Annotated in this window: 16 protein-coding genes, 2 tRNA genes and 1 other RNA gene; 9 read left to right on the top strand and 10 right to left on the bottom strand. The window is 36.4% G+C overall.

Annotated elements, in window-relative coordinates:
- Nucleotides 1-26 precede the first annotated feature (26 nt).
- Nucleotides 27-3,551 carry an EAL domain-containing protein gene (locus tag Q0794_RS09545; RefSeq protein WP_298941490.1) on the bottom strand — a complete coding sequence of 1,175 codons (3,525 nt, stop codon included), beginning with the start codon at nucleotides 3,549-3,551 and terminating at the stop codon, nucleotides 27-29.
- Nucleotides 3,552-4,421: 870 nt separating this feature from the next.
- Nucleotides 4,422-4,507 (bottom strand) — tRNA-Leu (locus Q0794_RS09540).
- A 375-nt stretch (nucleotides 4,508-4,882) separates the two neighbouring features.
- On the opposite strand from Q0794_RS09540, the gene Q0794_RS09535 reads away from it, so the two are divergent.
- Nucleotides 4,883-6,664: a choice-of-anchor I family protein gene (locus Q0794_RS09535; RefSeq protein WP_298941489.1), complete on the top strand. Its 1,782-nt coding sequence runs from the start codon at nucleotides 4,883-4,885 to the stop codon at nucleotides 6,662-6,664.
- Nucleotides 6,665-6,875: 211 nt separating this feature from the next.
- Nucleotides 6,876-6,951, top strand: a tRNA-Ala gene (locus tag Q0794_RS09530).
- 89 nt (nucleotides 6,952-7,040) lie between these two features.
- Here the strand turns inward: Q0794_RS09530 and tesB are convergent.
- From tesB to thrA, 4 genes are all read right to left on the bottom strand, one after another.
- A complete protein-coding gene (tesB, locus tag Q0794_RS09525; protein ID WP_298941488.1) occupies nucleotides 7,041-7,955 on the bottom strand; it encodes an acyl-CoA thioesterase II in 915 nt (304 codons plus the stop codon).
- 62 nt (nucleotides 7,956-8,017) lie between these two features.
- Nucleotides 8,018-9,295, bottom strand: a complete 1,278-nt coding sequence (gene thrC, locus Q0794_RS09520; RefSeq protein WP_298941487.1) for a threonine synthase — start codon at nucleotides 9,293-9,295, stop codon at nucleotides 8,018-8,020.
- A complete protein-coding gene (gene thrB, locus Q0794_RS09515) occupies nucleotides 9,292-10,248 on the bottom strand; it encodes a homoserine kinase (protein ID WP_298941486.1) in 957 nt (318 codons plus the stop codon). The genes thrC and thrB overlap by 4 nt, the downstream gene beginning before the upstream one ends.
- Before the next feature lies 1 nt (nucleotide 10,249).
- Nucleotides 10,250-12,712, bottom strand: coding sequence for a bifunctional aspartate kinase/homoserine dehydrogenase I (gene thrA / locus Q0794_RS09510; RefSeq protein ID WP_298941485.1), 2,463 nt, complete (start codon nucleotides 12,710-12,712; stop codon nucleotides 10,250-10,252).
- Nucleotides 12,713-13,252: 540 nt separating this feature from the next.
- Between thrA and arcA the strand changes: the two genes are divergently transcribed.
- Entirely contained in the window at nucleotides 13,253-13,969 is a 717-nt protein-coding gene (gene arcA / locus Q0794_RS09505; RefSeq protein WP_298941484.1) for a two-component system response regulator ArcA, read from the top strand.
- Between the two features lie 259 nt (nucleotides 13,970-14,228).
- On the top strand, nucleotides 14,229-14,765 hold the full coding sequence (locus Q0794_RS09500; RefSeq protein WP_298941483.1) for a hypothetical protein: 537 nt from the start codon (nucleotides 14,229-14,231) through the stop codon (nucleotides 14,763-14,765).
- 210 nt (nucleotides 14,766-14,975) lie between these two features.
- On the opposite strand, the gene arcB is transcribed toward Q0794_RS09500, so the two are convergent.
- Nucleotides 14,976-17,222: an aerobic respiration two-component sensor histidine kinase ArcB gene (gene arcB, locus Q0794_RS09495; protein WP_298941482.1), complete on the bottom strand. Its 2,247-nt coding sequence runs from the start codon at nucleotides 17,220-17,222 to the stop codon at nucleotides 14,976-14,978.
- A gap of 281 nt (nucleotides 17,223-17,503) precedes the next feature.
- On the opposite strand from arcB, the gene folE2 reads away from it, so the two are divergent.
- Nucleotides 17,504-18,424 (top strand): GTP cyclohydrolase FolE2, encoded by a 921-nt coding sequence (gene folE2 / locus Q0794_RS09490; protein ID WP_298941481.1) that lies wholly within the window; start codon nucleotides 17,504-17,506, stop codon nucleotides 18,422-18,424.
- A gap of 186 nt (nucleotides 18,425-18,610) precedes the next feature.
- On the opposite strand, the gene Q0794_RS09485 is transcribed toward folE2, so the two are convergent.
- Nucleotides 18,611-19,288 carry a pseudouridine synthase gene (locus tag Q0794_RS09485; RefSeq protein WP_298941480.1) on the bottom strand — a complete coding sequence of 226 codons (678 nt, stop codon included), beginning with the start codon at nucleotides 19,286-19,288 and terminating at the stop codon, nucleotides 18,611-18,613.
- Nucleotides 19,289-19,472: 184 nt separating this feature from the next.
- On the opposite strand from Q0794_RS09485, the gene Q0794_RS09480 reads away from it, so the two are divergent.
- Both Q0794_RS09480 and Q0794_RS09475 read left to right on the top strand, forming a co-directional pair.
- Nucleotides 19,473-20,363 carry a pseudouridine synthase gene (locus tag Q0794_RS09480; protein ID WP_298941479.1) on the top strand — a complete coding sequence of 297 codons (891 nt, stop codon included), beginning with the start codon at nucleotides 19,473-19,475 and terminating at the stop codon, nucleotides 20,361-20,363.
- A 304-nt stretch (nucleotides 20,364-20,667) separates the two neighbouring features.
- Nucleotides 20,668-21,600, top strand: coding sequence for a hypothetical protein (locus Q0794_RS09475; RefSeq protein WP_298941478.1), 933 nt, complete (start codon nucleotides 20,668-20,670; stop codon nucleotides 21,598-21,600).
- A 1,017-nt stretch (nucleotides 21,601-22,617) separates the two neighbouring features.
- Here the strand turns inward: Q0794_RS09475 and ssrA are convergent.
- Together ssrA and smpB are read right to left on the bottom strand one after the other, a co-directional pair.
- Nucleotides 22,618-22,971, bottom strand: a transfer-messenger RNA (tmRNA) gene (gene ssrA, locus Q0794_RS09470).
- Between the two features lie 95 nt (nucleotides 22,972-23,066).
- Nucleotides 23,067-23,552: an SsrA-binding protein SmpB gene (gene smpB / locus Q0794_RS09465; RefSeq protein WP_298941477.1), complete on the bottom strand. Its 486-nt coding sequence runs from the start codon at nucleotides 23,550-23,552 to the stop codon at nucleotides 23,067-23,069.
- A gap of 139 nt (nucleotides 23,553-23,691) precedes the next feature.
- Between smpB and Q0794_RS09460 the strand changes: the two genes are divergently transcribed.
- Both Q0794_RS09460 and Q0794_RS09455 read left to right on the top strand, forming a co-directional pair.
- Nucleotides 23,692-24,129: an SRPBCC family protein gene (locus Q0794_RS09460; protein ID WP_298941476.1), complete on the top strand. Its 438-nt coding sequence runs from the start codon at nucleotides 23,692-23,694 to the stop codon at nucleotides 24,127-24,129.
- A gap of 67 nt (nucleotides 24,130-24,196) precedes the next feature.
- Nucleotides 24,197-24,496, top strand: a complete 300-nt coding sequence (locus Q0794_RS09455) for an RnfH family protein (protein ID WP_298941475.1) — start codon at nucleotides 24,197-24,199, stop codon at nucleotides 24,494-24,496.
- The last annotated feature ends 182 nt before the right edge of the window (nucleotides 24,497-24,678 follow it).

Here is a 24,678-nt window from a genome sequence, read left to right as displayed (position 1 = left end):
TACTGTCTTGTTAAGAATTTCAGCTTTTAGCTTAAATTAAACGTCGACCAAGCTTTATCAGGGGTCCAATTTTCTGACCAGGTTAGTATTTCAGCAGCAGGCATAGGTCTTGCAATACCGTATCCTTGTGCTAAATAACAACCTAACCCTAATAATGCCGTTCCGTGCTCAAGCGTTTCAACGCCTTCAGCAATAATATCGAGCTCGAAAGCCTTAGAGAGTCCCATCACGCCCTCAACAATCGACAAATCTTCAGAGTCGTCTAACATACCAAAAATAAAGCTTTGATCTATTTTTATCAAGTTAACGGGTAAACGCTTTAGATACGTTAACGAACAATAACCCGTTCCAAAATCATCTAACGCAAATCCAACACCTAACTCAATACAAGCGTGCATTATTCTTGCGACGTCTTTTACATCGGCTAATTCACTTGTTTCTAATACTTCTAATTGAAGAGCCCCTTTAGGGACATTTGGATGAGCCGCTAACAACGAAGAAAGTCGCTCTACAAAAGAAACTTGTTGTAGTTGTAACGCATCAATATTGACACTAACAACAATATTTAAACCAAATTTTTGCCAAAGTGTAATTTGAGCAAGTGCCGTATCAATAACCCACTCACCGACTTTTATTGTGAGTTCATGGCGTTCAATAATTGGTAAAAATTCAATCGGTGGTAATAAACCTAGTTCAGGATGAAGCCAACGAATCAATGCTTCCACACCAATCAATTCACCAGTGATCATATTTACTTTAGGTTGGTAATAAAGGACAAACTCATTTTCCTGTAAGGCGGTTTCAATTCTAATTAATTTTTCATGCTGCGTTTTTAAGGCAATATCTTGGACCATATCAAATAGATAATAACGATTCTTGCCTTCTTGCTTCGCGGTATACATCGCTTGATCTGCATGTCGTAATAGTTGTTCTGCATCAACATCATCATGAGGATAAATCGTCACTCCAATACTTGCAGAAATATTAATAGCAGCATGCCCTATCATAAGCGGAATTTGTACCGCTGAAAGCAATTCCTCTAATACAGGCTCACAATCATGCGCATTATCAAGATTTCCTAATACGGCGACAAACTCATCTCCACCGAAACGAGCAAGTGTATCGCCCTCTCCTAAACAAGCTTGAATACGAGAGGCCATTTCGACTAATAATTTATCCCCCGTTTTGTGGCCGTGATTATCATTTATTTCTTTAAAACCATCTAAATCAAGGAAAATAACCGCCAAGGATTGTTTCTTACGCTCACAAAATAGCATTGCTTGTTTTAAGCGATCTGCGAGTAAGCTTCTGTTAGGTAACCCAGTTAACACATCATAATGAGTAATACGCTCTAATTGCCATTGCTGTTCTTTTATCGCACTAATATCAGTATATAAAGCAATATAGTTGGATATTTTTCCGAGAGTGTCGTTAATAGTGCTGATCGTCAGCAATTGAGAAATAATTGTTCCATTTTTACACTTATTACTAATTTCTCCCGTCCAATGTCCCTTTTCAGCAATAGTTTTGTATATCTCATTATAAAATTCAGTGGTCTCCAAGCCTGACCTAAACATACTGGTTTTCTGGCCTATAGACTCTTCTTTTGAATAACCGCTTATTTTTGTAAATGCATCATTAACATCGATAATACGATGACTTTCGTCAGCAATAATGACCGCTTCTTTAGCATGTGTAAAAACACCTGCCGCGAGCTTTAATTTATCTTCAATTAAGCGTCTATCTGTAATATCAACACCAATTGCATAATAAATCCTATCTTCACTAGAAACGGTGCAAGACCAATCAATTAAACGATACTTTCCATCTTTCGTTTTACATCGAGTTTCAAAAGAAAGAAGGTCATGATCGGTTTGTAGTGTAGTCCTGACAATTTTAGATTTTTGAATATCATCTGGATGCATTAACATTAATATATTAGTGCCTAACAGCTCTTTTGATGTGTGACCAAGAATAGTCTCCCAGCCTTTATTCACTTTAATAATAGATTTATCAAAGTTAACGATGGCATGAAGGTTCATTGGTAACTTAAAGAAATTATCTAACGTATCCTGATTACGTTTCTCTTCAGTTATATCTTTAACTAACGTCGCAAATCCATTAGCGTTCCCTTCTTTATCGAGAATTAAAGTATTATGCCAACTGCAATTAAGGCTGTTGCCATCTTTAGTAAGATGGTGTCCTTTAAAGTAGGTCCCACCTTCCTGTTTCAATAATAATTTATAGTGTTGAACAAACGCTTTTTTCAATTCAGGAGAAACGATTAAATCACTCACAATCGCCCCGATAGCTTCGCCTGATGAGTATCCAAAGATATGCTCAGCGGCACGATTCCATTCCGTACAAATAAAGTTTCTATCCCAACTAATTGAACCAAGCGGTGTATTTTGTAAATGCCTCGACAGTCTCATTTCACTTTCTTGCAAAAATGCTTGGCTAAACTTAAGTTGCTCTTCTGCATACAATCTTGTTTTTGCCATTAAATAAAAATGCTCTTGTAGATCAACAAGCTCTTTAGTCCCCTCTAGAGAATGAACACTTTCATCCACTCCCAGCGCAAATTGCTTAGTAGAGTTCTTAAGTGTTTGAAGCGGTTTTAAGACACTTTTATTGATGGCAAAAATAGCAAATAGAACAATGATTAAAACAAAAAATAGTAATATTGAAATGATTTTCAATAACCTCGAGTCAATAAGATTTAATTCATTTTCAAAAGGTATACCCACAATAATATTAACAGTGTCATCAGTGCCCCTCTGATCATCCATATTTATTAATGCTCTACTAACAAATATGCGCAAGTAATCGTTTGAATCTTCAACTAATTTTACTTTTTTATCTGGCATTAATTTAATTGAATATTGAACACTTTCTAAGGAAAGGCCAAGTAGTGCTTTATTTTCAGGATAAAGCGCGATGATTTTATGGTTAGAGTCAGTAATATAGGCAACAGATTTGTCAGGTAAATTAGCGTGTTCAAGTTGCTTACTCCACCAGTCAAGTGAAACAACGGCAACAGTGGCACCAACGACATCATTTACAGCATTGATAATTGGATAAGCAAAATTAATACTGGTTTTTTCGGCCGCTCGATCAAATTGAAATTGACCAATAGTAAATTCTCTTTGAGTAATAGCTTGTTGTATATAAGCACGGTCAGAAACATTAATCGGTTCACTTAATGGTGTCGCATTACACAATAATTGACCATCAACAGTAGGTGCACCTAAGTTGACGTAATTATCGCTTAAGTGATGAATGTTCGCTAAAAATTGACTGCATTCAACAGAAGTTGGATTTAATAAAATAGGAGATTGCGATAAGCGCTGTAAAAAACTTTTTGTATTTTCTATGATGTCTGCTTGTTCTGCAGTGATGTTATCGACCACAACCACAGCAAGTCGACGAGCATTTTCTATTGCATTATTACGCTCAGAAGTTGCTTGAAATAAAATGGCAACTAATCCAGGTAATGCAACAATAAAGATCAAGAATAATAAGCGAGATTTTAACGTATGGAAAAAGTCCATTTTTTACCTATACCTTCTTTAAGTCTGATGACTTCATACCAAGCATGCAGCATTTAATATTTGAATTTTATCGTCCGTGGTACTCAAAAAATGATTTAATTATTTGTAATACTAATAATTATTACATCAAATTTAACTGAGTTATAGTAAAAGGTCTATAAAACAATAGACTATATTAGCAACTATCTTCACACTTTTGCCTTAATCAGGCCTAAAGTGATTGTTATTATAAAACTAATCTTTCTACCTATTAATAGGTTGGCTAAATTAATTGAATTTTAGGCTTATCACTTTATTTTCTACGCTAACGTCTGGCAAATTAATCACACTAAATATAATAAAACTCCACATGATTTAAAAAATAAAAGGTATGGAACTACATAACCTCATTTCTGAATAAGCAAAGCGATACAGCACGCTATTACCATGGATTTCTACGTAAAATTATCTCTCAATAACCCGTTATTGCTTCAATAATTCGCCTTGAAATACTCAAAATTAACAACATTGACTCGTCAAAAAATATAACCGGATGATGTTAAATATAATGCCGCTTTCATTAACCAGAATAAAAGTTAAATAAAATATTAATCGAAAATGATATAGAGATAATGTGTAAAATAATAACGATTAATAAAAAGTAATGGCTATAAAGTGAAGACTAGAAGTTAGCAGGTGGTGTCGAAAAGGTAGCGATTAAAGAATGAGCATGAAAAATAAAACGGTCATGAATAGGACGATGATAAAACAGTAAAAATTAATCGCTCTGTATTTTTGCTTTCTGCTAAATAGATAAAATCAAAACAGGTTCAATAATTATAAATTTTAGACAAAAAAAAGCTTCGCAAATGCGAAGCTTTTTCTTAAAATTGGTGCCCGGAGACGGACTTGAACCGTCACGACCATAAGTCGAGGGATTTTAAATCCCTTGTGTCTACCGATTTCACCACCCGGGCGATTGCTTTAAAGCGTTCTCAAGCAAGTGAGGCGTATTATAGAGAAGTTAATTTTAACCACAACCCCTAAACACTAATAAAATCAAAAATATGAACTGACTGCTGATAATTTCAACACTTTGATATTTAACAGGCAATTATTGTTTAATATTCATACCCAAGCTTGAATGACAGACTCCAATATTACGTTGGTAATACCATTTTCATAAAGCATCTCTACATTAAATGATTTTTTATTCCTTCTTTAATAGGCTCTACTCCCTATTTTTACTATTTGAGTCTAAAAATCACTTTAAAGCGCTGTTTTAATAAAATAGTCACAATAATAAGGTACAAATATGTCTACTTTATCCAATACGACATGGAAGCCTTACAATGAAGCATAATTTAATCACTAGTATTATTCTTTCTTCAACTATCTTTACTTGTTCAAATATATCAGCTCAAACCACCAAACAAGATCAACTATCCGATATTAACCTTGTTGAAGCAGGTCGATACCAATCCAATATTTTTGATCAAAGCGCAGCTGAAATTGTCACCTTCGATAAATTAACTCAACAAACATTTGTGGTGAATGCACAATCAGGGAAAATCGATGTGCTCGATAGCAACAATATAGACGCCCCTACTTTAGCGAATAAGCTAAATATTAAAGCAGACATCAAACAACACTTAAATGAAGAAGCTGGCGCTGCCAATAGCATAGATGTTTATAATGGGTTATTAGCCGTTGCCATTGAAGCGAAAAACAAAACAGAATCTGGTTGGGTTGCCTTTTATGACACTTCAGACTTACGTTTTATATCAGCACATTATGTTGGTGCATTACCTGACATGTTAACTTTTACACCCAATGGAAAGCAGCTTGTTATCGCACTTGAAGGTGAGCCAAGTATTGGCAATTACGCTATTGATCCTGAAGGTGAAATAGCCATTTTAGATATTCATTGGCAAGATAAAAAACTATCCACTAAAGTGACGCGTCTAGGTTTTACTGACTTTAACCAAGGCGGGTCTCGTCATAATCAATTACCTAAAGATCTCTTATTAAATGGTTATCAAGCCAGTGTCGCAGAGGATATAGAACCAGAATATATCGCGATTAATTCAGACAGCAGTCAAGCTTACGTTGCGTTACAAGAAAATAATGCCATTGCAGTGGTTGATTTAAAAACTAAAAAAATCGATCGCATTATGTCACTTGGGTTTAAAGACCATCTAGCCAAAGGCAACGAGATTGATGGTAATGATAAAGACAAGCAAGCTCTGCTAAAAAACGAAGCATTATTAGGCATGTATCAGCCTGATACCATTGCCACAGTACAAATCAATAATGTTGATTATTTACTAACAGCCAATGAAGGCGATGATAGAAGTGATTGGGTGAGTGAATTATCTCAAGCTGAATGCGAACAAGGTCATTTTTACTACCATTTAGAAGACAATAATTGCGCCGATGATATTAAATTAAAAGAGGCTCTTTCTAGCAAGACTTATTCTCCTAAATCAATGTCTGCAACCTTGGATTTATCACACTTTAAAGAAGGTGGTTCACAGCAATCAACCGTTAATAGAATCAAGTTTTCACACTCTTTAACAGCAAAGCATGGTGATTTAGATGGTGACGGAAAAATCGACCGATTATTAACCTTTGGTGGTCGCTCGTTTTCAATTTGGGATATTAAAAATTCAAAAATGATATTTGATTCTGGCAGTGATTTTGAACGAATAACAGCTGAAAAATACGGTAAAGATTTCAACCAAACACATAATAAATTGAAAGGTGAAGATCGTAGCGCTAAGAAAGGTCCTGAGCCAGAAGCCCTTACCACAGGCGTTATTAACGGGAAGACCTATGCGTTTATCGGTTTAGAGCGAATGGGCGGGATCATGGTTTATGATATCAGTGAACCTAGTCAGGCGCAGTTTGTGCAGTACTTAAATAGTCGAGATATGTCAGTTAATCCAAAAGATAATAAGCAAAAAAATGCTGACGGCGTTAAAACCTATCAAGTTGATGCGGGAGATTTAGGGCCTGAAGGTTTTAAATTCGTGAGTGCAAAAGATAGCCCTTCTGGAACACCTATATTAATAGTAGGAAATGAAGTTAGCGGTACGACTCGTTTTTACCGAATCAATACAAGCGTTAAATAGATCTGCGATTTAGAGTGATGACGATTAACTGAATTGATACGCAGCGACTCTATAAATTATAGGTATTTTACCTATTTGAAATTGACAACTAAAAATAGTGCGAATACAATCCGCTCTGTTTTTAGTTGTTTAATTAGCTGTCGGTAAGTTATTAACCTTGTTAGTAACATTAAAACAATGTTAAAAACAATATAATAAACAGTAATATAGTGGGGCTATAGCTCAGCTGGGAGAGCGCGACGCTGGCAGCGTTGAGGTCTGCGGTTCGATCCCGCATAGCTCCACCACTATATTAACCATTCAAATAACTTCGTTTTTAAAAAATCACCTTTAACGTCTTATTCTTAAAACGTAAAAATAGCCTACTCTTTACTTACTACTTACTGTCACTATTCTCTTGCGATGCATCTATTTGTGGCGCGGTTTTCAATTTACGACGTTGTCGAATCAAGCCCTCTTGGACTGTTGAAGCGACTAATTTACCCTGTCGAGTAAAGAATTTACCTGTAACTAAACCACGGCCATCTGACGCAACTGAACTCTCAACAGAATACAATAACCAATCATCTAAGCGAAAATCATGATGAAACCACATAGAATGATCAATGGTCACCACTTGCATTCCTTCACTTAAAAAAGAAACACCATGAGGTTGTAATGCCGTTGGTAAAAAATTGAAATCTGAAGCATAAGCTAATAAATAACGATGAACACGTAAATCATTTGGCATATGCCCATCGGCTTTAAACCACACTAAACGTTTAGCAGGTTCAACTTCTGGCTCAACAGGGTTAACTAAAGAGACCGGCCTCATTTCAATAGGTTTTTCTGCCACCAACTTGTCACGAATAAAAGCAGGTAATAAGTCAGAATGTAAAAGCGCCATCTCTTGCTCTGAAATAAGATCTTCAGGGGCTGGAACATCTGGCATGACATCTTGATGCTCAAAGCCTTTTTCAGGGGCTTTAAATGAGGCTGTCATGTAAAAGATTGGTTTGCCATTTTGGATTGCTTTGATTCGTCTGGCAGACAGTGATTTACCGTCTCTTATTCGTTCAACATCATAAACAATGGGTTGATCTGTTTTACCTGGACGTAAGAAATAAGAGTGAAAGGAATGTACTTGGTGTTGAGGGAGCACCGTTTCTTTGGCAGCAGAAATGGCCTGTCCCATTACTTGCCCACCAAAAACTGCACCGTAGCCTAAATCTTGACTTTGACCTCGAAATAAATTCTCTTCTAGCTTTTCTAAACTTAACTGTTTTAAAAGATCGTTTAATACTTTGCCCATATTTTACTCCCAAAAAAGGGCGTGTAATACGCCCTTATCTAATACTAAAATCTAACAAATATTTACAAAGACATTAATAATTCACGTACTTTTGCAAAATCAACCGGAAACTCTTTTGATAACAAAGGTAACTCAGCACGTGATGCTAGCTCTTCAGGAATGAAAATTTCACGTCCTAAAATATCTTCAACGCTTTCTCTAAATTTAGCTGGATGCGCTGTGCATAAGAATAGACCTGTTTCATTTTCTTTCAGTTGCTTCGTCAACTCATGGTAAGCAATTGCACCATGTGGTTCACATAAATAACCTAATTTATCCATCGCGATCAGTGTTTCTTTGGTTTCTTGATCAGATAACTTGCCGTAACCTAATTCAGCTAAAGACCACCCTTTCACTTTGAATAACTCTTCAATACGAGGCCAGTTATTTGGAGCACTTACGTCCATTGCATTTGACAGTGTTGCTACTGTCTTTTTAGGTGCCCAAGTACCTTCTTGTAAATAACGCGGTACCGTATCATTTTCATTGGTTGCAGCAATAAAACGTTTAATCGGTAAGCCTAATGCTTTTGCTAATAAACCAGCAGTCAAGTCACCAAAGTTACCACTTGGTACTGATACCACTAAGTTTTCACGTTGTTTAGCGTCTAATTGTGCAAAGGCTTCAAAGTAATAACAAATTTGTGCGACCAAACGACTGATGTTAATTGAGTTAGCCGAGTTCAGGCCTACAGCTTGTTTTAACTCTTGATCATCAAAAGCTTGTTTAACCATTGCCTGACAATCATCAAAATCGCCTTCAATGGCAACTGTTGTAATGTTACCACCAAGTGTACAAAATAGTTTTTCTTGTAACGGGCTAATTTTACCTTTTGGATAAAGAATAACCACGTTGATATTTTCCATGCCGAAAAAGGCATGGGCTACCGCAGCACCAGTATCACCAGAGGTCGCAGTAAGAATCGTTATTTTTCCATCATCTTTAAATTGCGCTAGACATTGCGCCATAAAACGGCCACCAAAGTCTTTAAACGCTAATGTAGGACCGTGAAATAATTCTAATGCATTGATATCCTCTGTTACTTTTTTCACAGGAGCAGGGAAAGTAAAGGCTTTAGAAACAATATCGAATACCGCTTCTTTACTGAGTTCATCACCAATTAAGTGCGATAAGATTTCAGTTGAACGATCAACTAAATTCATTTTAAGTAATGCATCAATATTATCGAGTGGATTGATCGTTTCAGGAAAAAACAAGCCTTGGCCACGTCCTAGTCCTTGTTTAACAGCTTTTTGAAAGTTTACTTGTTCGCTGTTGTCTGTGATGTTGTATAAATTCATAGTTCTTTTCCTAGCACGCGTGCACCCTGTTCATCAAGGTGACAAATATGACAAAATCCTTCTTCATTTTGAAGAAAGTTTTCTGTTAACCAATTTTTTAATAATTCAGCTTGCGGTAAATCAGTCATCACTGCAAATACCGTAGGGCCTGACCCTGAGATGCCCATCGCTAATGCACCACTTTGTTGAGCAAATAAACGTGCTTGCTCGAACCCTGGAATTAACTGTGAGCGATAAGGTTCTGCAATCACATCTTTTAACATAGAAGCAGCTAAGGTAGGCTGATTACTATGGCAAGCATGTACAAATGCGCCTAAACGACGACCATAAGTTAATGCATCTGATAAGCGATATTGCGATGGTAAAATATCACGTGCAGCAGACGTAGAAATAGTAATGCCAGGGTAAGCAACTACCCAGTACCATTCTTTAAATGAGGGGATAGTTTGACTTATCTCTCCACCTTCATTAATCATCAACTGCATACCGCCAAGGTAGCATGGTGCAACGTTATCATAGTGAACACTGCCACTAATTTTGCCTTCCATTTCTCCCATAATCGTTAACATGGCATGTTCATCTAATAGATAATCATGCCATGCATTTAACGCTTCTAATGCCGCGACAATTGAACTTGAACTAGAGCCTAACCCACTGCCTACTGGCAAGTTTTTCTCTAGTGTCATTGCAACGGGTAATATTTCTTTATTCAATTTTGCTATTGCTTCTTGATAAGCTAAATAACAGTCATAAACGATATTACTTTTAAAATCATCTGGCAACTTATGTGAGTATGGGCCTACACATTGTAACGAAAACCCATAGTCTCCTTTAGTGATTTTAACGCGGTCACCTAATGGTGAACCGTCAATCGGCGTAAGTGCTCCGCCTAATACATCAAAACCTACACTCACGTTAGCTGTTGAGGCTGGAGCATAAACAACAATAGACATCTTAAAACTCCTGCTTCCAGTTCAAGGTACGAAGTACATCAGCAAACACACCTGCCGCTGTTACTTCAGTACCCGCACCATAACCACGTAATACTAACGGGATTGGTTGGTAATATTGACTATAAAACGCTAATGCATTTTCGCCATCTTTTACTTTATTTAACGGATCATTTTCATCAACCGCCATAATACTACATTTACATTTACCATCTTCAATACTACCAATGTAACGTAATACTTTACCTTCTTCATTAGCTTTATCTTGTAACGCTTTGAAGTAAGCATCAGCTTCAGGCAAACGAGCCATAAACTCATCAGTCGTGCCTGTGTCATCAAAGCCTGGTGGTAATGCTTGTTCGATTTCTACATCATCTAGGTTTAGTTCCATACCCGCTTCACGCGCTAAAATAAGCAATTTACGCGCAACGTCTGTCCCGCTTAAATCATCGCGAGGATCCGGTTCTGTAAAGCCAATGTTACGCGCTTCAGAAGTCACATCTGAGAATGATTTACCTTCATCTAGCTTACCAAAGATAAATGATAATGAGCCTGATAAAATACCATTGAACTTAACTAAACGGTCACCTGCGTTAAACAGGTTCTGCATGTTTTCAATCACTGGTAAACCAGCACCTACGTTTGTATCGTATAAAAACTTACGACGCTTCATTAATGCCGTTAAACGCAACTGATGGTAATAATCCATACTACTTGTATTGGCTTTCTTATTCGCAGTCACCACATGGAATCCAGCGCCTAAGAAGTCTACATAACGTGCTGCAATAGCATCGTTACTTGTACAGTCAACAATCACAGGATTAATAATGTGAGAGCCATCTACTAGAGATTTCATTGAGACTAATGACAATTCATCCGTTGCATCTTTTAATAGATCGCGCCAATTATTTAAATCGACTCCTTCCACATCTAAAATCATTGCTCGGCTATTGGCTACACCACAAACACGGATAGCGATATTACGCTCTGCTAAGTAACTTTGTTGACGATGTATTTGGTCAACTAATGCACCACCAACACCACCACAACCAATCACAAATAGGTCGATAAACTGTGCTTTACTAAAGAAGCTATGATGACAAGCAGTCACTGCTTCATTGGCTTTTTTCTCAGAAACAACTGCTGAAATAGAACGTTCAGAAGAACCTTGCGCAATCGCTGTTACATTAATAGACGCATCGGTTAATGCCATTAAGAAACGCGCTGCCACGCCTTTTTCTTTTTTCATGCCATCGCCAACCAGTGAAATAATCGCCTGCTTGTCGATAACATCAATCTCTTCTAATAAGTTATTCTCGAACTCTAATTTGAATTCTTCATTTAACGAATCAATGGCTTTTTGTGTGTCGTTTGAGTAGATACAAAAGCTTAAGCTGTATTCTGATGAAGACTGTGTAATCAAGATAATAGACACACCAGCACGCGAAATCGTCGTAAAGATACGACCTGCCATGCCCACAATACCTTTCATGCCGGGGCCTGAAATGCTTAGCATACTCAAACCTTTAAGGTCTGAAATACCTTTTACACGTAACTTTTGGTCACTTTTTTGTGCACTAATCAACGTACCTTCCGCTTGAGGATTATGTGTATTTTTGATTAAACAAGGAATATGGTGCTGGGCAATCGGAGCAATCGTTTTTGGATGCAAGACTTTTGCGCCAAAGTAAGACAATTCCATCGCTTCTGCATAACTTAATGAAGTTAACAACTTAGCATCTTTCACTAAACGTGGGTCACAACTGTAAACACCGTCTACGTCTGTCCAGATTTCACAACATTCTGCTTTTAAACAAGCCGCTAATACCGCAGCAGAGTAATCAGAACCATTACGGCCTAACACTAATGTTTCACCTGCTTCATTACCGGCTGTAAAGCCTGGCATTAAGTAAATAGCATTGTTAACAATGGCTTCTTTAGCGAATAGCTCACGTGATGCTTTAATGTCGATTTGCGCTTCTAAATAACCCCCTTTGAAAGAGATTAATTTTTGTTGCGGAATGATCATTTCAACATCTTGGCCTTTAGCAATAAGTAGCTGCTTCATACAAGCAACACTTAATACTTCACCTTTACTCAAAATACGAGCTTCTATGCTAGGAGGACATTGCCCTAATAAGCGAACACCTTCTAACAATTTAGTCAGTTCAGCAATTTCAGTTTCAAAGGTATTACGTAATAATTGGTCAGCTAATTCTACGTAGGTTTCTTTTAAACCTTGAATAAGCTCAGAAAATATTTTTTGAATTGCAATTAAATGTTCGTCAGCAGACAATCCTTGGCTGGTTTTTTCTACTACCGCAACTAAGTTATTGGTCACGCCTGATGGCGCCGATAATACTAGAGCGATTTGAGACTGTTGATGATTGTTAATAACAATATCAGCAACCTGATTGAAACGTTGAGCATTTGCTAATGAAGTGCCGCCAAATTTAAGTACGCGCATCGTACCCCCCTGCTTTAATACGAAAAAACCCGCCATCAATAGCGGGTTTTATGAATGTTGAACTTACTCTTTTACAAATAACAAAAAGCACTGCGAACAAAGCGCAGCACTTTTCTGTTTGAACTGAGAAAATAAAGTAAAATCCATGTGTGTTAATAGTTTCGTTAAATTTATATCGCTCGATTATATCAAAGCTTATTGCGTACTGGAACAAACAACGGAACTAGGTTGCAACTAATTAGCATAACAAATAACAAAATGTTAACTATACTCGTAGATGCATTGATAAATATCAAGTAGATAAGGTAAAAGTAGCGTTTAGTGACAGAATAAGTTGTTATCTATATGTTAAGTAATTACACTTTGATTACTGAAAACTGAGATTTTTTAAACCGTATTTCCTTTCATTTGCACATTTTGTTTAAAAAAACAGCCAACTAATAAGTACGGCATGACAGTTTCACTTAACTTATTTAATGTTAGATCTACTAATATTAACGTCGGTTAAGAAAGAATTATTAATTTTATAGGAGTCAATTCATGTCTAGCGCTAAAATTTTAGTTGTAGAAGATGAGTTAGTTACACGTAGCACATTAAAAAGCGTTTTCGAAGCCGAAGGTTACCAAGTTTTTGAAGCAAACGATGGCACAGAAATGCACCAAGTTTTAAATAATAATGACATCAACCTCATTATTATGGATATCAACCTACCTGGAAAAAATGGTCTTTTATTAGCACGTGAAATTCGTGAGCATAAACAGATTGCATTGATTTTCTTAACAGGTCGCGATAACGAAGTTGATAAGATTTTAGGATTAGAGATCGGTGCTGATGATTACATCACTAAACCGTTTAATCCACGAGAGTTGACTATTAGAGCGCGCAACTTGTTAACACGTACGATGCAAGATACTTTGTATTTTGAAGAAGTACGCCAAAAAGTTGAACATTATAAGTTCAGTGGCTGGACGTTAGAAATAGACAGCCGTTCATTAATTAGTCCTAATGGCCAAGTGTTCAAATTACCGCGTAGTGAGTTCCGAGCTATTTTACACTTCATTGAAAACCCAGGGAAAATTCAAACCCGTGCTGATTTATTAATGAAGATGACCGGACGTGAACTGAAAACACATGACCGTACTGTTGATGTGACGATTCGTCGTATTCGTAAACACTTCGAAACCGTGCCAGAATCTGCAGAAATCATTTCAACTATTCACGGTGAAGGCTACCGTTTTTGTGGTGAAATGGAATAATTTATCACCCTTAACGTATTAATAAATAAAATAACATAGAGACCTGACTCATTAGATCAGGTCTTTTTTTATATTAAATTTGGTATGTGCAAATCCGACATCTTCGTAAGTTAACAACGACAATGTTTATCACAGTTCAATACTTAACGTTACACAATCCATTGATAAGTCATTAATGCGGATTGGTATCAACCCTATTTAAATGGTATCTATTTGGTAGATACTAGATTGAATAATCAATAAATTTTAAAGGTTTTCTATGAATGTTCTATCTCAACAAATTGAGTTTGCCCCTGAATTAAATGACCAACTTGAGTTATTACAAAAAGTACTTAAAGCAGAAATTAACCTCACACCAGAAAATAAAAAAATTACAGCTTGGGCAACCGCAATAGCAAGTCAAAATGCAGCATTAGTCGCGTTCATTAAAGATGAAGTAGGCGAACTTTCGCCGGAAGAGAAAAAAATCATGACCATTGCTAGTAGTAGAATGGCGGTAACAAATCCTTATTTTATGGGACGTAACGTATTTCCGTTACAAAGCGGCGGTACGTTAAATGATATAAACATGAGACCATTCCAAGCTTTAGATATACACAATGAAACAAGTTATCACTACGCTTGTATTGCTATATCTTCTGTTAATAATGGGTTTGTATGCTTCGCTAGCCATGCAAATAGCCTTAGAGCTAGTGCACAAAGCGAAGATGCAATTGACCAAGCCCTTCGCATCATTGCTTCTGTGTTAGCGATTAAACAAATTATGTTTAATGTCACCATAGCAGACTTAAAATAAGCTTTATTATTTCAGTTAAGTTGAATAAATAGCCTCCATTTCAAGCATAATAACTTGATTATTAAAGGCGTAAATTAATGAATGTGAGTAGCCAATCATTTACAGAATTTACGCATATAAAAATAATTTTCACCAGTAAAATACTGGCGAAATTATAGGAGTTAACAGCCTTAATTAAAAAGCACTATCGTAGATAGCGCTATCATCAATTTAAGCATTAGCGACAATCCATTTTTTCAATTCTTTGACATCTTCTAAGTACAAATTCTTAATTAGCTCATGCCAATCATCGATATTGTCCCACCATGCTGGTAAGTCTGGTGATTGCATTTTTTGCGCTAGGTTTTGAATACGTAACAGACCGACTGACGCCGCAGCTCCTTTTATTTTATGTGCTTTATCAACAATTCCTAGTTCGTTTTTGGCGATCATGTGACTGTCCAACACTGATAAATATTCAGGCATTAATTGCTCAAATAACGACACATTATCTAACATCACTGAAAGCGGTAAAAACTCCATCAACTCTTTTAACATCGGTTCGTTAAACAACACTAATTCTTCATCGAGTGGTTCTACTGCTTCCACACTTTCTTCAATGGTAGAGATCATAATACGATCACTAAATTGACGTTCCACCATGACGTTAAAGACCGATAAACTAAACGGTTTACCAATCGCATCATCCAAGCCATTATTAACAAACTCTTGAGTATTGGAGAATACGTTCGCAGTTAACGCGACAATCGGAGGGAGTTTATGATGCGCTTCACGTAAACGACGAGTGACTTCAAAACCGTCCATATCAGGTAATTGAATATCCATTAATATCAATTGATAGTCTGACGCGGCGACTTTATCAATAGCTTGTTGCCCATTCATTGCGACATCGATTTGATGTCCTTGCCTTTCTAGTAAAGCACGTGCAACGAGAATATTTAACTCAATGTCTTCCACCAGCAAAATAGATAAAGGAGGAACAGTAAACTCGCCTTTATGTTTTTTCTCCGGAGAGCAAGTACTTGGTAAATCTAAAGTAAAAATGCTGCCTTTACCTAGTTGACTGGTCACCGTTAATCGACCGTTCATCGCCTTCACTATTTGGCTTGAAACAGCTAATCCTATGCCTGTCCCTGTCGCATGTCGTTCACCTTTCACTTGATAATACATTGCAAATATTTTATCCAGTTTATCTTCAGGAATCCCAACACCGGTATCTTCAACTTCAAAACATAACCACTTTTTATTACCTTCACTGCGATGACTACAGCGAATATTCACTTGCCCTTGATCCGTAAACTTCACCGCATTAGTGATTAAATTCCATAATACTTGACGTAAACGAGTGCCATCTGAGTAAAGGCATTTTGGTAAATCCCCTTTTTGCTCAAACACTAACTTAAGCTTTTTTTGTTCCGTTTGAATATAAGCCAAACTTTGCAAATCATTCATAAAATCATCAACGATAATACAATCATTCACTAAATTTAAACGTCTTCTATCTAATTTATCTAAATCAACAATATCGTTAAAAATATTACCTAAGGTAATCGCACTCATATGAATCGTTTTCAGATATTTGATTTGCTCTTTAGTAAAGTTTTCATCAAGCAGCATACGGCTTAAACCAACAATACCATTAAGCGGTGTACGTAACTCATGACTGATGGTTGATATAAAGGTCGTTTTGTCGCGGCTGGCTTTTTCTAAAAATTCTTGATGCTTTTTACGTTCGGTAATATCACGACCAAAACCAATTAAGCCTACACATTCATTCTGGCTATTAAATAAAGGCAGCGCACGTATTTCAAAGTAAGCTAATCGTCCATTCGGATATGATAACCAGGTTTCATGGATTTGTTCATTGTGTGTTTTAATCACTTTCTGATGACGCAGCGATACTTCAGCAGAATATTCAAGGGAATAAATTTCCTTTGGCTTTAAGCCGACCAACTCTTTCTCTGTTTTACCGGATAGTATTTCCATTGCTTTATTACAACTGACAAAGCACTCATCTAAATCACGGTGGAAGATTAAGTCAGGGGAAGTATCAAAAAACGATCGTAATAAACCAGTACCTTCACGTAAACGTTGCTGTGTTTTTTGATGTTCTACTATTTCTTTTTCTAACAGGTTAGTTTTTGCTTTATCATCCTTTAATATATTTTCTAGTTTTTTCACCGTTAAAGCGAGTCGGTGTCGCGCATTATCTAAATCGCCGACAACCACACTTAAAAAATAAACGGCCCAGGGCGTAATAATCAATCCTAGAATAACTGAACGGTAAATATCAGCCATATCTAATGTTTCAGAAAAAACCTGAGCAATAACCACTTGTAAACAAGCATCCGCAAAGATAATCGCAAAAGCTAATAACAAACTAAACTTAATTGGCCCTAATCGTTTCAATAAAGAAACGTAATAATGAACCCAGGTTTTTAAATTAAATAAACTCACATAACCTCACAATGATAATGGCTGAATTACTGATTTTTGCATTGTACCAACTATTCGCTGTTTAACCTTGATCCAATCTTGATCAAAGATTTAATTACCTTATTTTAAGCTGAATTCGCCCGCGAAGCTTTGTCATTTATAAATCATAGGGATAAATTATCAACCACTTAGTTAAAACCATTGTATTTCATGGTTTTTAATTTTCCATAACCCGTTTATAATGCGTCCTCAATTTCATAATCATCTATCCATGTAAAGCATGTTGAAGGGAGCCTTATTGAATGGCAATGCCAGATATCGCAAATAGTGCACAAGCTCAAACTGAAGGTACGCTTGACCGCGTAGGTATGAGTAATATTGAGTTACCACTGATGGTACAAACAGATAACTACCCTGCCCAACAAGTTAGTGCAAAGGTTGAGTTATTTGTAAACCTAGGTGACCCGCAAGCAAAAGGCATTCACATGTCGCGTTTGTATTTGCAATTAGATCAGCTTTCTACGGAATCAGAACTAACGCTGCAAACATTAACGACATTATTAAATGGATTTATTGAAAGCCATATTGATTTAAGTACAGAAGCTTTTGTAAAAGTTGAGTTCGATTATAACTTACGTCGTAAATCGTTAATCAGTGAAAAACGTGGCTGGAAAGCTTACCCAGTAGTGATTATTGGACGTTTAATTGATGGTAAATTCGATTTTGAATTACAAGTCGATGTACCTTACTCTTCGACTTGCCCATGTTCAGCGGCATTAGCACGTCAGCTAATCCAAGAAGCTTTTAGCAAGCAATATGAGCAGCAAGAAAGTGTTGTAAAAGAAGATATTGTTGATTGGTTAGGCTCTACACAAGGTATTGTGGCAACCCCACATAGCCAACGTAGTGTGGCTCAAGTTAAAGCAAAACTCAGTGATTCTGCAGATAACTTTCCAATTATTGCATTAATCGACTTAATTGAAGCAACATTAAAAACACCTGTGCAAGCAGCTGTTAAACGTGAAGATGAGCAAGAATTTGCACGTCTAAACGGTCAAAATTTAATGTTCTGTGAAGATGCTGCGCGTCAATTACAATTCGCATTAAATCAACAAACACAGTTCTCTGATTTTTGGTTACGCGTGAACCATTACGAAAGTTTACATGCTCATGATGCAGTATCAGTCACCACTAAAGGTATTAAAGACGGTTACAAAGCTTAGAGCTTTATAAGTTTTTATAACACTGAATACTCAGTATAAAATAATAAAAAAGCCCTTAATCAGTAATGACTAAGGGCTTTTTATTGTGCACAGCATAATTAACCTGATAACTTAAAGCGAACAATCAATATTCAATGCAATAGTAATTTTTTATATCTATAGGAACTAGAAAGTTAAATATAAAAATTATTGGCCGTTTACAGGCGTAATAAAAGGGACGTCCGTTTTGAAGCACACTGTTTTTTTAGTGTAAGGGTGTTGAATTGAAATCTTGCTTGCGTGTAATAACAAACGAGGAGACAAGGCTAATGCTACGGGGTCGGCATAAAAGTCATCGCCTAAAATAGGGTGACCAATTGCCATCATGTGCAAACGTAATTGGTGAGTGCGCCCTGTCACCGGCATCAACTTAACTAATGTACTTTGTTCGCCATAACTCACCACTTCATAAAATGTTTTACAAAGCTTACCGGCCTTTAAGTCGATCTTATGTTTAGGTGGATTGTCTGTATCTTTACTTAATGGAAAATCGATACAGCCCTTCTCTTCTTTAACGTGACCAAATACGCGAGCATAATAGATTTTCTTCGTTTCACGTTCTTGAAACTGTATTTTTAATGCCCTTTCTGCATCCTTACGTAATGCAAAAATAATCACACCAGATGTTGCTAAATCTAAACGATGTACCGTATGGCTATCAGGATGTAATGTTAGCAAACGGCTGTACATACTGTCATGACGTTCAATATCTCGCCCTGGTACGGACAAAATCCCAGCGGGTTTATTAAACACAATCATATCTTTATCTTTATAGATCGTATCTAACCAAGGTTCAGTAGGCGGGTTATACAGAAAGTCATTCATTAGTTTGCCAATCAGTTGTTTAAACAAGTGGCAAAGATACCATTTACCACTAATTTTTCAATCAATGAAACGCCTCTTTGTAGGCATCGTCATATCAGCTAGTAATAGAGATGGGTATTCTATTATTAATTGCTAATGAATGAAGAAAGTAACCCATGTTATAGTAGATAATTTAGGTAACTCAATGGCAATATCACAATCCCCTTCAAAACTGAGTTTGCCTATCGTTAACCCTGGCGCCACCACTGTATTTGAATATCTACTTATTAAATTCCCTTATGTTTCAGCTAATATTTGGCAACAACGTATTAATGATGGCAAGGTCCATTATCATGATGGTTCATTGTTAACCATGCAATCACCTTTTCAGCCTCAACAACGCATTTATTATTACAGAGAGGTTGAAAACGAACCTATTGTTCCATTTTCGGAAAGCATATTATTTCAAGACCAACATATTTTAGTTGCCTATAAACCGCACTTTCTTGCTGTTACGCCCGGCGGACAGTATGTGAATGAATGTTTACAAAACCGTTTACGTGAGCGAACAGGTATTAACACTTTACAAGCATTGCATCGTTTAGACAGAGTCACTGCAGGATTAGTGATGTTCTCCGTTAATACTGACTCGCGAGCGCTCTACCATGATTTATTTGAAAATAAGAGAATACTCAAAACCTATCAAGCCGTGGTGAATATTACAAAAGGTCAGGTTTTAATCGATAAAGAATGGCAGGTCAACAATCGTATAGAAAACAGTGAACCACGTTTTACAATGCGCATTACTGAAGGAGAAGCTAACAGTCACTCTATTATAAAATGCATACAACAAACGACTCAACAGGCTTTATTTGAACTAACCCCAGTAACAGGTAAAACACATCAATTACGCGTGCACATGCAATCATTAGGTTGGCCAATAGTAAATGATAAATACTACCCTCATTTACAACCGTTATCAGAAGATGATTATTCAGCGCCATTGCAATTATTGGCTAAAGAGCTCAAGTTCATAGACCCTATAACTCAACAACCGAGGTACTTTCAATATGAGGGTAATTTATCATTATTTTGAATGATGCATTGAATTATGTAGTAAATTGCCTATTAAACAACCTATTAAACTAAAATACAAATGAACAGTTAAGACCCATGCTTAATTTATCATCCATCATCACAGACTTGCGTTAAAGCTATCTGATTGAGGTTAAATGGAGGCTGCTTCTCTATACTTTACCCTTTTGCTTTCATATACTTCTGCACTATTAGCTTAAACGATTAACCTACACAATCAATTACGCGATTAACTTGCACAGTTACTACCTTAAACTAACCAACTATCGTTTAAATAAACCTATTATTCACAACGAGGATCAACGATGTCGACAATCATATTTATATTTCTCGTTATTCTTCTAGGTTTTTTAACGGGTCAAACCTTATATCGTAAAGCATCGACCAATTTAGATAAAATCAAGCTGTTCACCACCTTTCTAGCGATGCGCTTCACTATTCCATTATCCGTCATGCTTGCCATCTGGCAATTAGAACTCCAGAGCTGGCGCTTAATTTGGCTGCCTATTATTGGCTCAGCTATAATACTATCGGGATTTTTAATTGGTTGGTTAGTGTCAAAATACTTTCGATTACCAGACATACAACGTGCCGTCGTTGCTCCTGCAGGCGCCTTTACTAATATAAGCGCGATAGGTTCGTTAGTGGTGTTCGTCTACCTTGGAGAAACTGCATTTGCATTAGTACCGCTATTTAAATTATTAGAAGAATTCATTTATTTTGGCTTTTTATTTCCTTACGCAGAACGCTTTTCAACATTAAAAAACATTAAGAAACGAGCGCTTTGGAAAGATCCAACGTTACAAGCGATGTTTACCGCTTTAACCTTAGGTGCAACATTGAATTTTACGGAAGTGGTTCGTCCAGATTGGTTTAAAGATGTCACTTCGGTGTTAATACCGTTAGGTACCTTCTCTATGATGATATCGGTTGGATTAGTGTTTCGGTTTAAAACTATCTTACAACACTGGAAAATTGCGTTGGCATTATCATTGTCTAAACAAATGTTCTTACCGGTTATCGCCTATTGTTTAGTCGTATTAACCGGGCAAGCAGGCGCTTATGATGGGTTAATTCTACAAATCGCTGTTCTCATAGCAACCATGCCAATCGCGTTTATTGTGATTTTACCTGCTTCTATCTACAAATTAGATCAAGATTTAGCTAATTCATGCTGGGTAATGAGCTCAGTAGTCTTTCTTATTATGTTGCCTTTTTACGCAACATTTTTAGTTTAGTGATAATGGCATTAAATCAATGGAAAGCTAATAAAAGTAATAGGTGGCTTAAAAGATATTACTTAAAAATCTATCCATTAGAATACATCATTTATTTTTAATTCTGTCATTAGTTTGAGTTAACCTAAAACGATAGTATAAAACTAAATATAGTATAAAATTAAGTATCGATTAAACGTATACGAAAAATTTAACACTGTCTCTGCCATAAACTCCTTCACAGTAGAAAGATCGAATCATTTTGCAAATCAAGATCTGCCAATTTATTTCTATCATGACATAAAATATGCCACTCAGCGTTCCCCGTTTAAATATCTATACTTGTATTCAAGAAACATTTTCCTAAAACTCGATTTTAATTTTAAATAATTATAATAAGCTAAACAAATACCAAATGGCATAAACATTAATATCAAAGGAAATATTAACAAGATAAAGAAAAAAATAGTGACATGATTCAATACCGTGGGCGGATAATCTGGTAAGCCCCAATGTTCTCTCTTAGTAAAAGGATACTCACATTCGAAATGTGTATTTTGTAATTCTGTAGCCCTTTTTTCGAGTTCGTATTTAACTGAATAATTAAAACGATAACTTATACACATGTCTAAATAATCATTACTTCTCTGCTTATTGAAACCTTCTCCACTCTCTATATCCATTAAATCTCACCTAATTTAAAAAACATTAATTTAACAAAAAACTAGATTGACTTGACCACTATATACAAAACAAGGTGAATTCATGAACAAGAGCTCTACTAATAATAGAAAATAAGAGTAATTGAACCGAATGCTAAATATCTACAACATAGTTTTAAGACTATTTAATATTCTTAAAACTTTTTTCTTACCATAAGTAGTACAACCTTCATATAAGTATTCGGTACTACTTACCGTACTACTTTAAATCGTAGATGTCACTGGACAGGGTAGAATGCCACAGACATAAAAAAACCCGCAAGGCCTATTTTAACTGGCCTTGCGGGTCTTTAGTGGTCATCTATAGACCAGTAGGTGGTGGAGATGGGGGGAGTCGAACCCCCGTCCGAAAAACCTACATCCTCGGTACTACATGCTTAGTCAGTTATTTGGTTAACTCGTTAATCTCCAACTGACAGGATATTAAAAAGCGAGTCCGATACTATTTCGCGGTTCACCCTCGAACAAGGTTCCCTCGCTATCCGATGTAAATGACCTTCCGAATCCCTACCCATTGGAAAAGCGCGGGTGGAAGGCTAGCTAGCCTAAGCTGCTAGAGAGTAGTTAGAGTCGTTTGCAACTATAACGTTGGCGGCTTTTTACGAGGCCAACCGCCACCTCGGCATGCACCTTGGGTTTCAAGAATCTCGTCGAGTCCTAAATCATCCCCACAGTGGTTAGTGATAAATCACCAACAAGTTAAGTCTAACAAAGCTAAGTGATGCAAGATAGTATTATCTTGCATCTTGTTTGCTAACTGCTTGTTTATCGAACGCTATGTTTCATCATACGTTCTTTTTGGACTTGCCATTCACGATCTTTAACATCATGGCGTTTGTCATGATCTTGCTTACCTTTTGCTAAAGCAAACGAGATTTTTACCCATGCATGTTTCCAATACAGTGAAATTGGAATAATAGAGTACCCCTGACGTTCAACTTTACCCACTAAGTTATCAAGTTCACGGCGTTTAAGTAATAATTTACGATAACGTAAAGGATCACAAACTACGTGCGATGATGCAGCAAGTAATGGTGGAAAAGTTGCATTAAGTAAAAAAGCCTCTCCATTTTTTAAGAAGATATAACTATCTGCAATATTTGCTTTACCTGCACGTAAAGATTTTACTTCCCAACCTTGTAACTCAATTCCCGCTTCAAAGCGTTCTTCTAAGTGGTATTCATGAGAAGCACGTTTGTTGCGTGCAATCGTATTGTCGTTGTTTTTTGGTTTTGCGTTTTTTTTAGCCATAGCCTGCATTATAAAGTTTGTTTTTTTAAATGGCTATTTGATTTGTTGAAAAGTCACTCATTTACAAGCATTTTTTGCTATTTTTTTTCAGTTCAAGCAATGCATCGTGTAAGATACCCCTTTTTAAACGAGGTAAAACATGGCTCAAGTATCACGTAGCGCACTGTTGATGTATAGCGCACAAGAAATGTATCAATTAGTGAACGATGTGAATGCTTATCCAGAGTTTTTACCTGGTTGCAGTGAAACGTCAGTATTAGTCGATCAGGCTAATTTAATGAAAGCGTCCATTAAAGTCTCTAAAGCAGGTATTAGTCAGACGTTTGTCACTGAGAATACACTTGTTTCAGGGCAATCAATTGCAATGAATTTGGTTGAAGGCCCTTTCAAGCATTTAACAGGCGGTTGGACCTTCACTCAATTAGATGAACAAGCGTGTAAAGTAAGTTTAGATTTAGAGTTTGAATTTAGCAGTTCAATTATTGAATTAGCTTTTGGTCGTATTTTTCACGAATTAGTTGGTTCAATGGTGAAATCTTTTTCTAATAGAGCTAAAACGGTTTACGGCATCCGTTAATTTCAGCTAAATTTAAAACTGATTATTTAAGTGAAATAGTAAAGTTAATAGTATGAAGAGGTAAGATATGAATCAGTTAATTGATATAGAAGTCGTTTACGGCCTTCCTCATAAGCAAGTATTGTTATCATTAAAAGTACCTAGCGGCACGACGATAGAAAACTGCATTAAGTTGTCGGGTATTGTTAAACACTTTCCAGAGATTATCCCAAGCGAAGCCGTTGTTGGTATTTTTAGTAAACCAGATAAATTAGAAAATATTGTTAAACAAGGCGATCGTATTGAAATTTATCGTCCATTAACAGCAGATCCAAAAGAAATGCGTAAGTTACGTGCTGAAAAAGCAAAGCAAGCTCAAAAGAGTTAGTGCGTAACGAAGCCTAAAAATTATTAGTGAAACTCATATCTCCGATATCTACTATTATCTGTAAAGTTACCTATAAAGTTATCTGCAAAAAAGCGCCCTTCGGCGTAATGCCGTTCACTTAAGGTGAACGGCATATTTGCTTTTAGCTACTGGATATCTATTTTTAGATGATTTTAAACACC

Origin of the sequence: uncultured Psychromonas sp., assembly GCF_947489755.1 — a bacterium.
GTDB lineage: Bacteria > Pseudomonadota > Gammaproteobacteria > Enterobacterales > Psychromonadaceae > Psychromonas.
The sequence above is the reverse complement of the archived record's forward strand: the minus strand, read 5'-3'. Positions and strand labels throughout refer to the sequence as shown.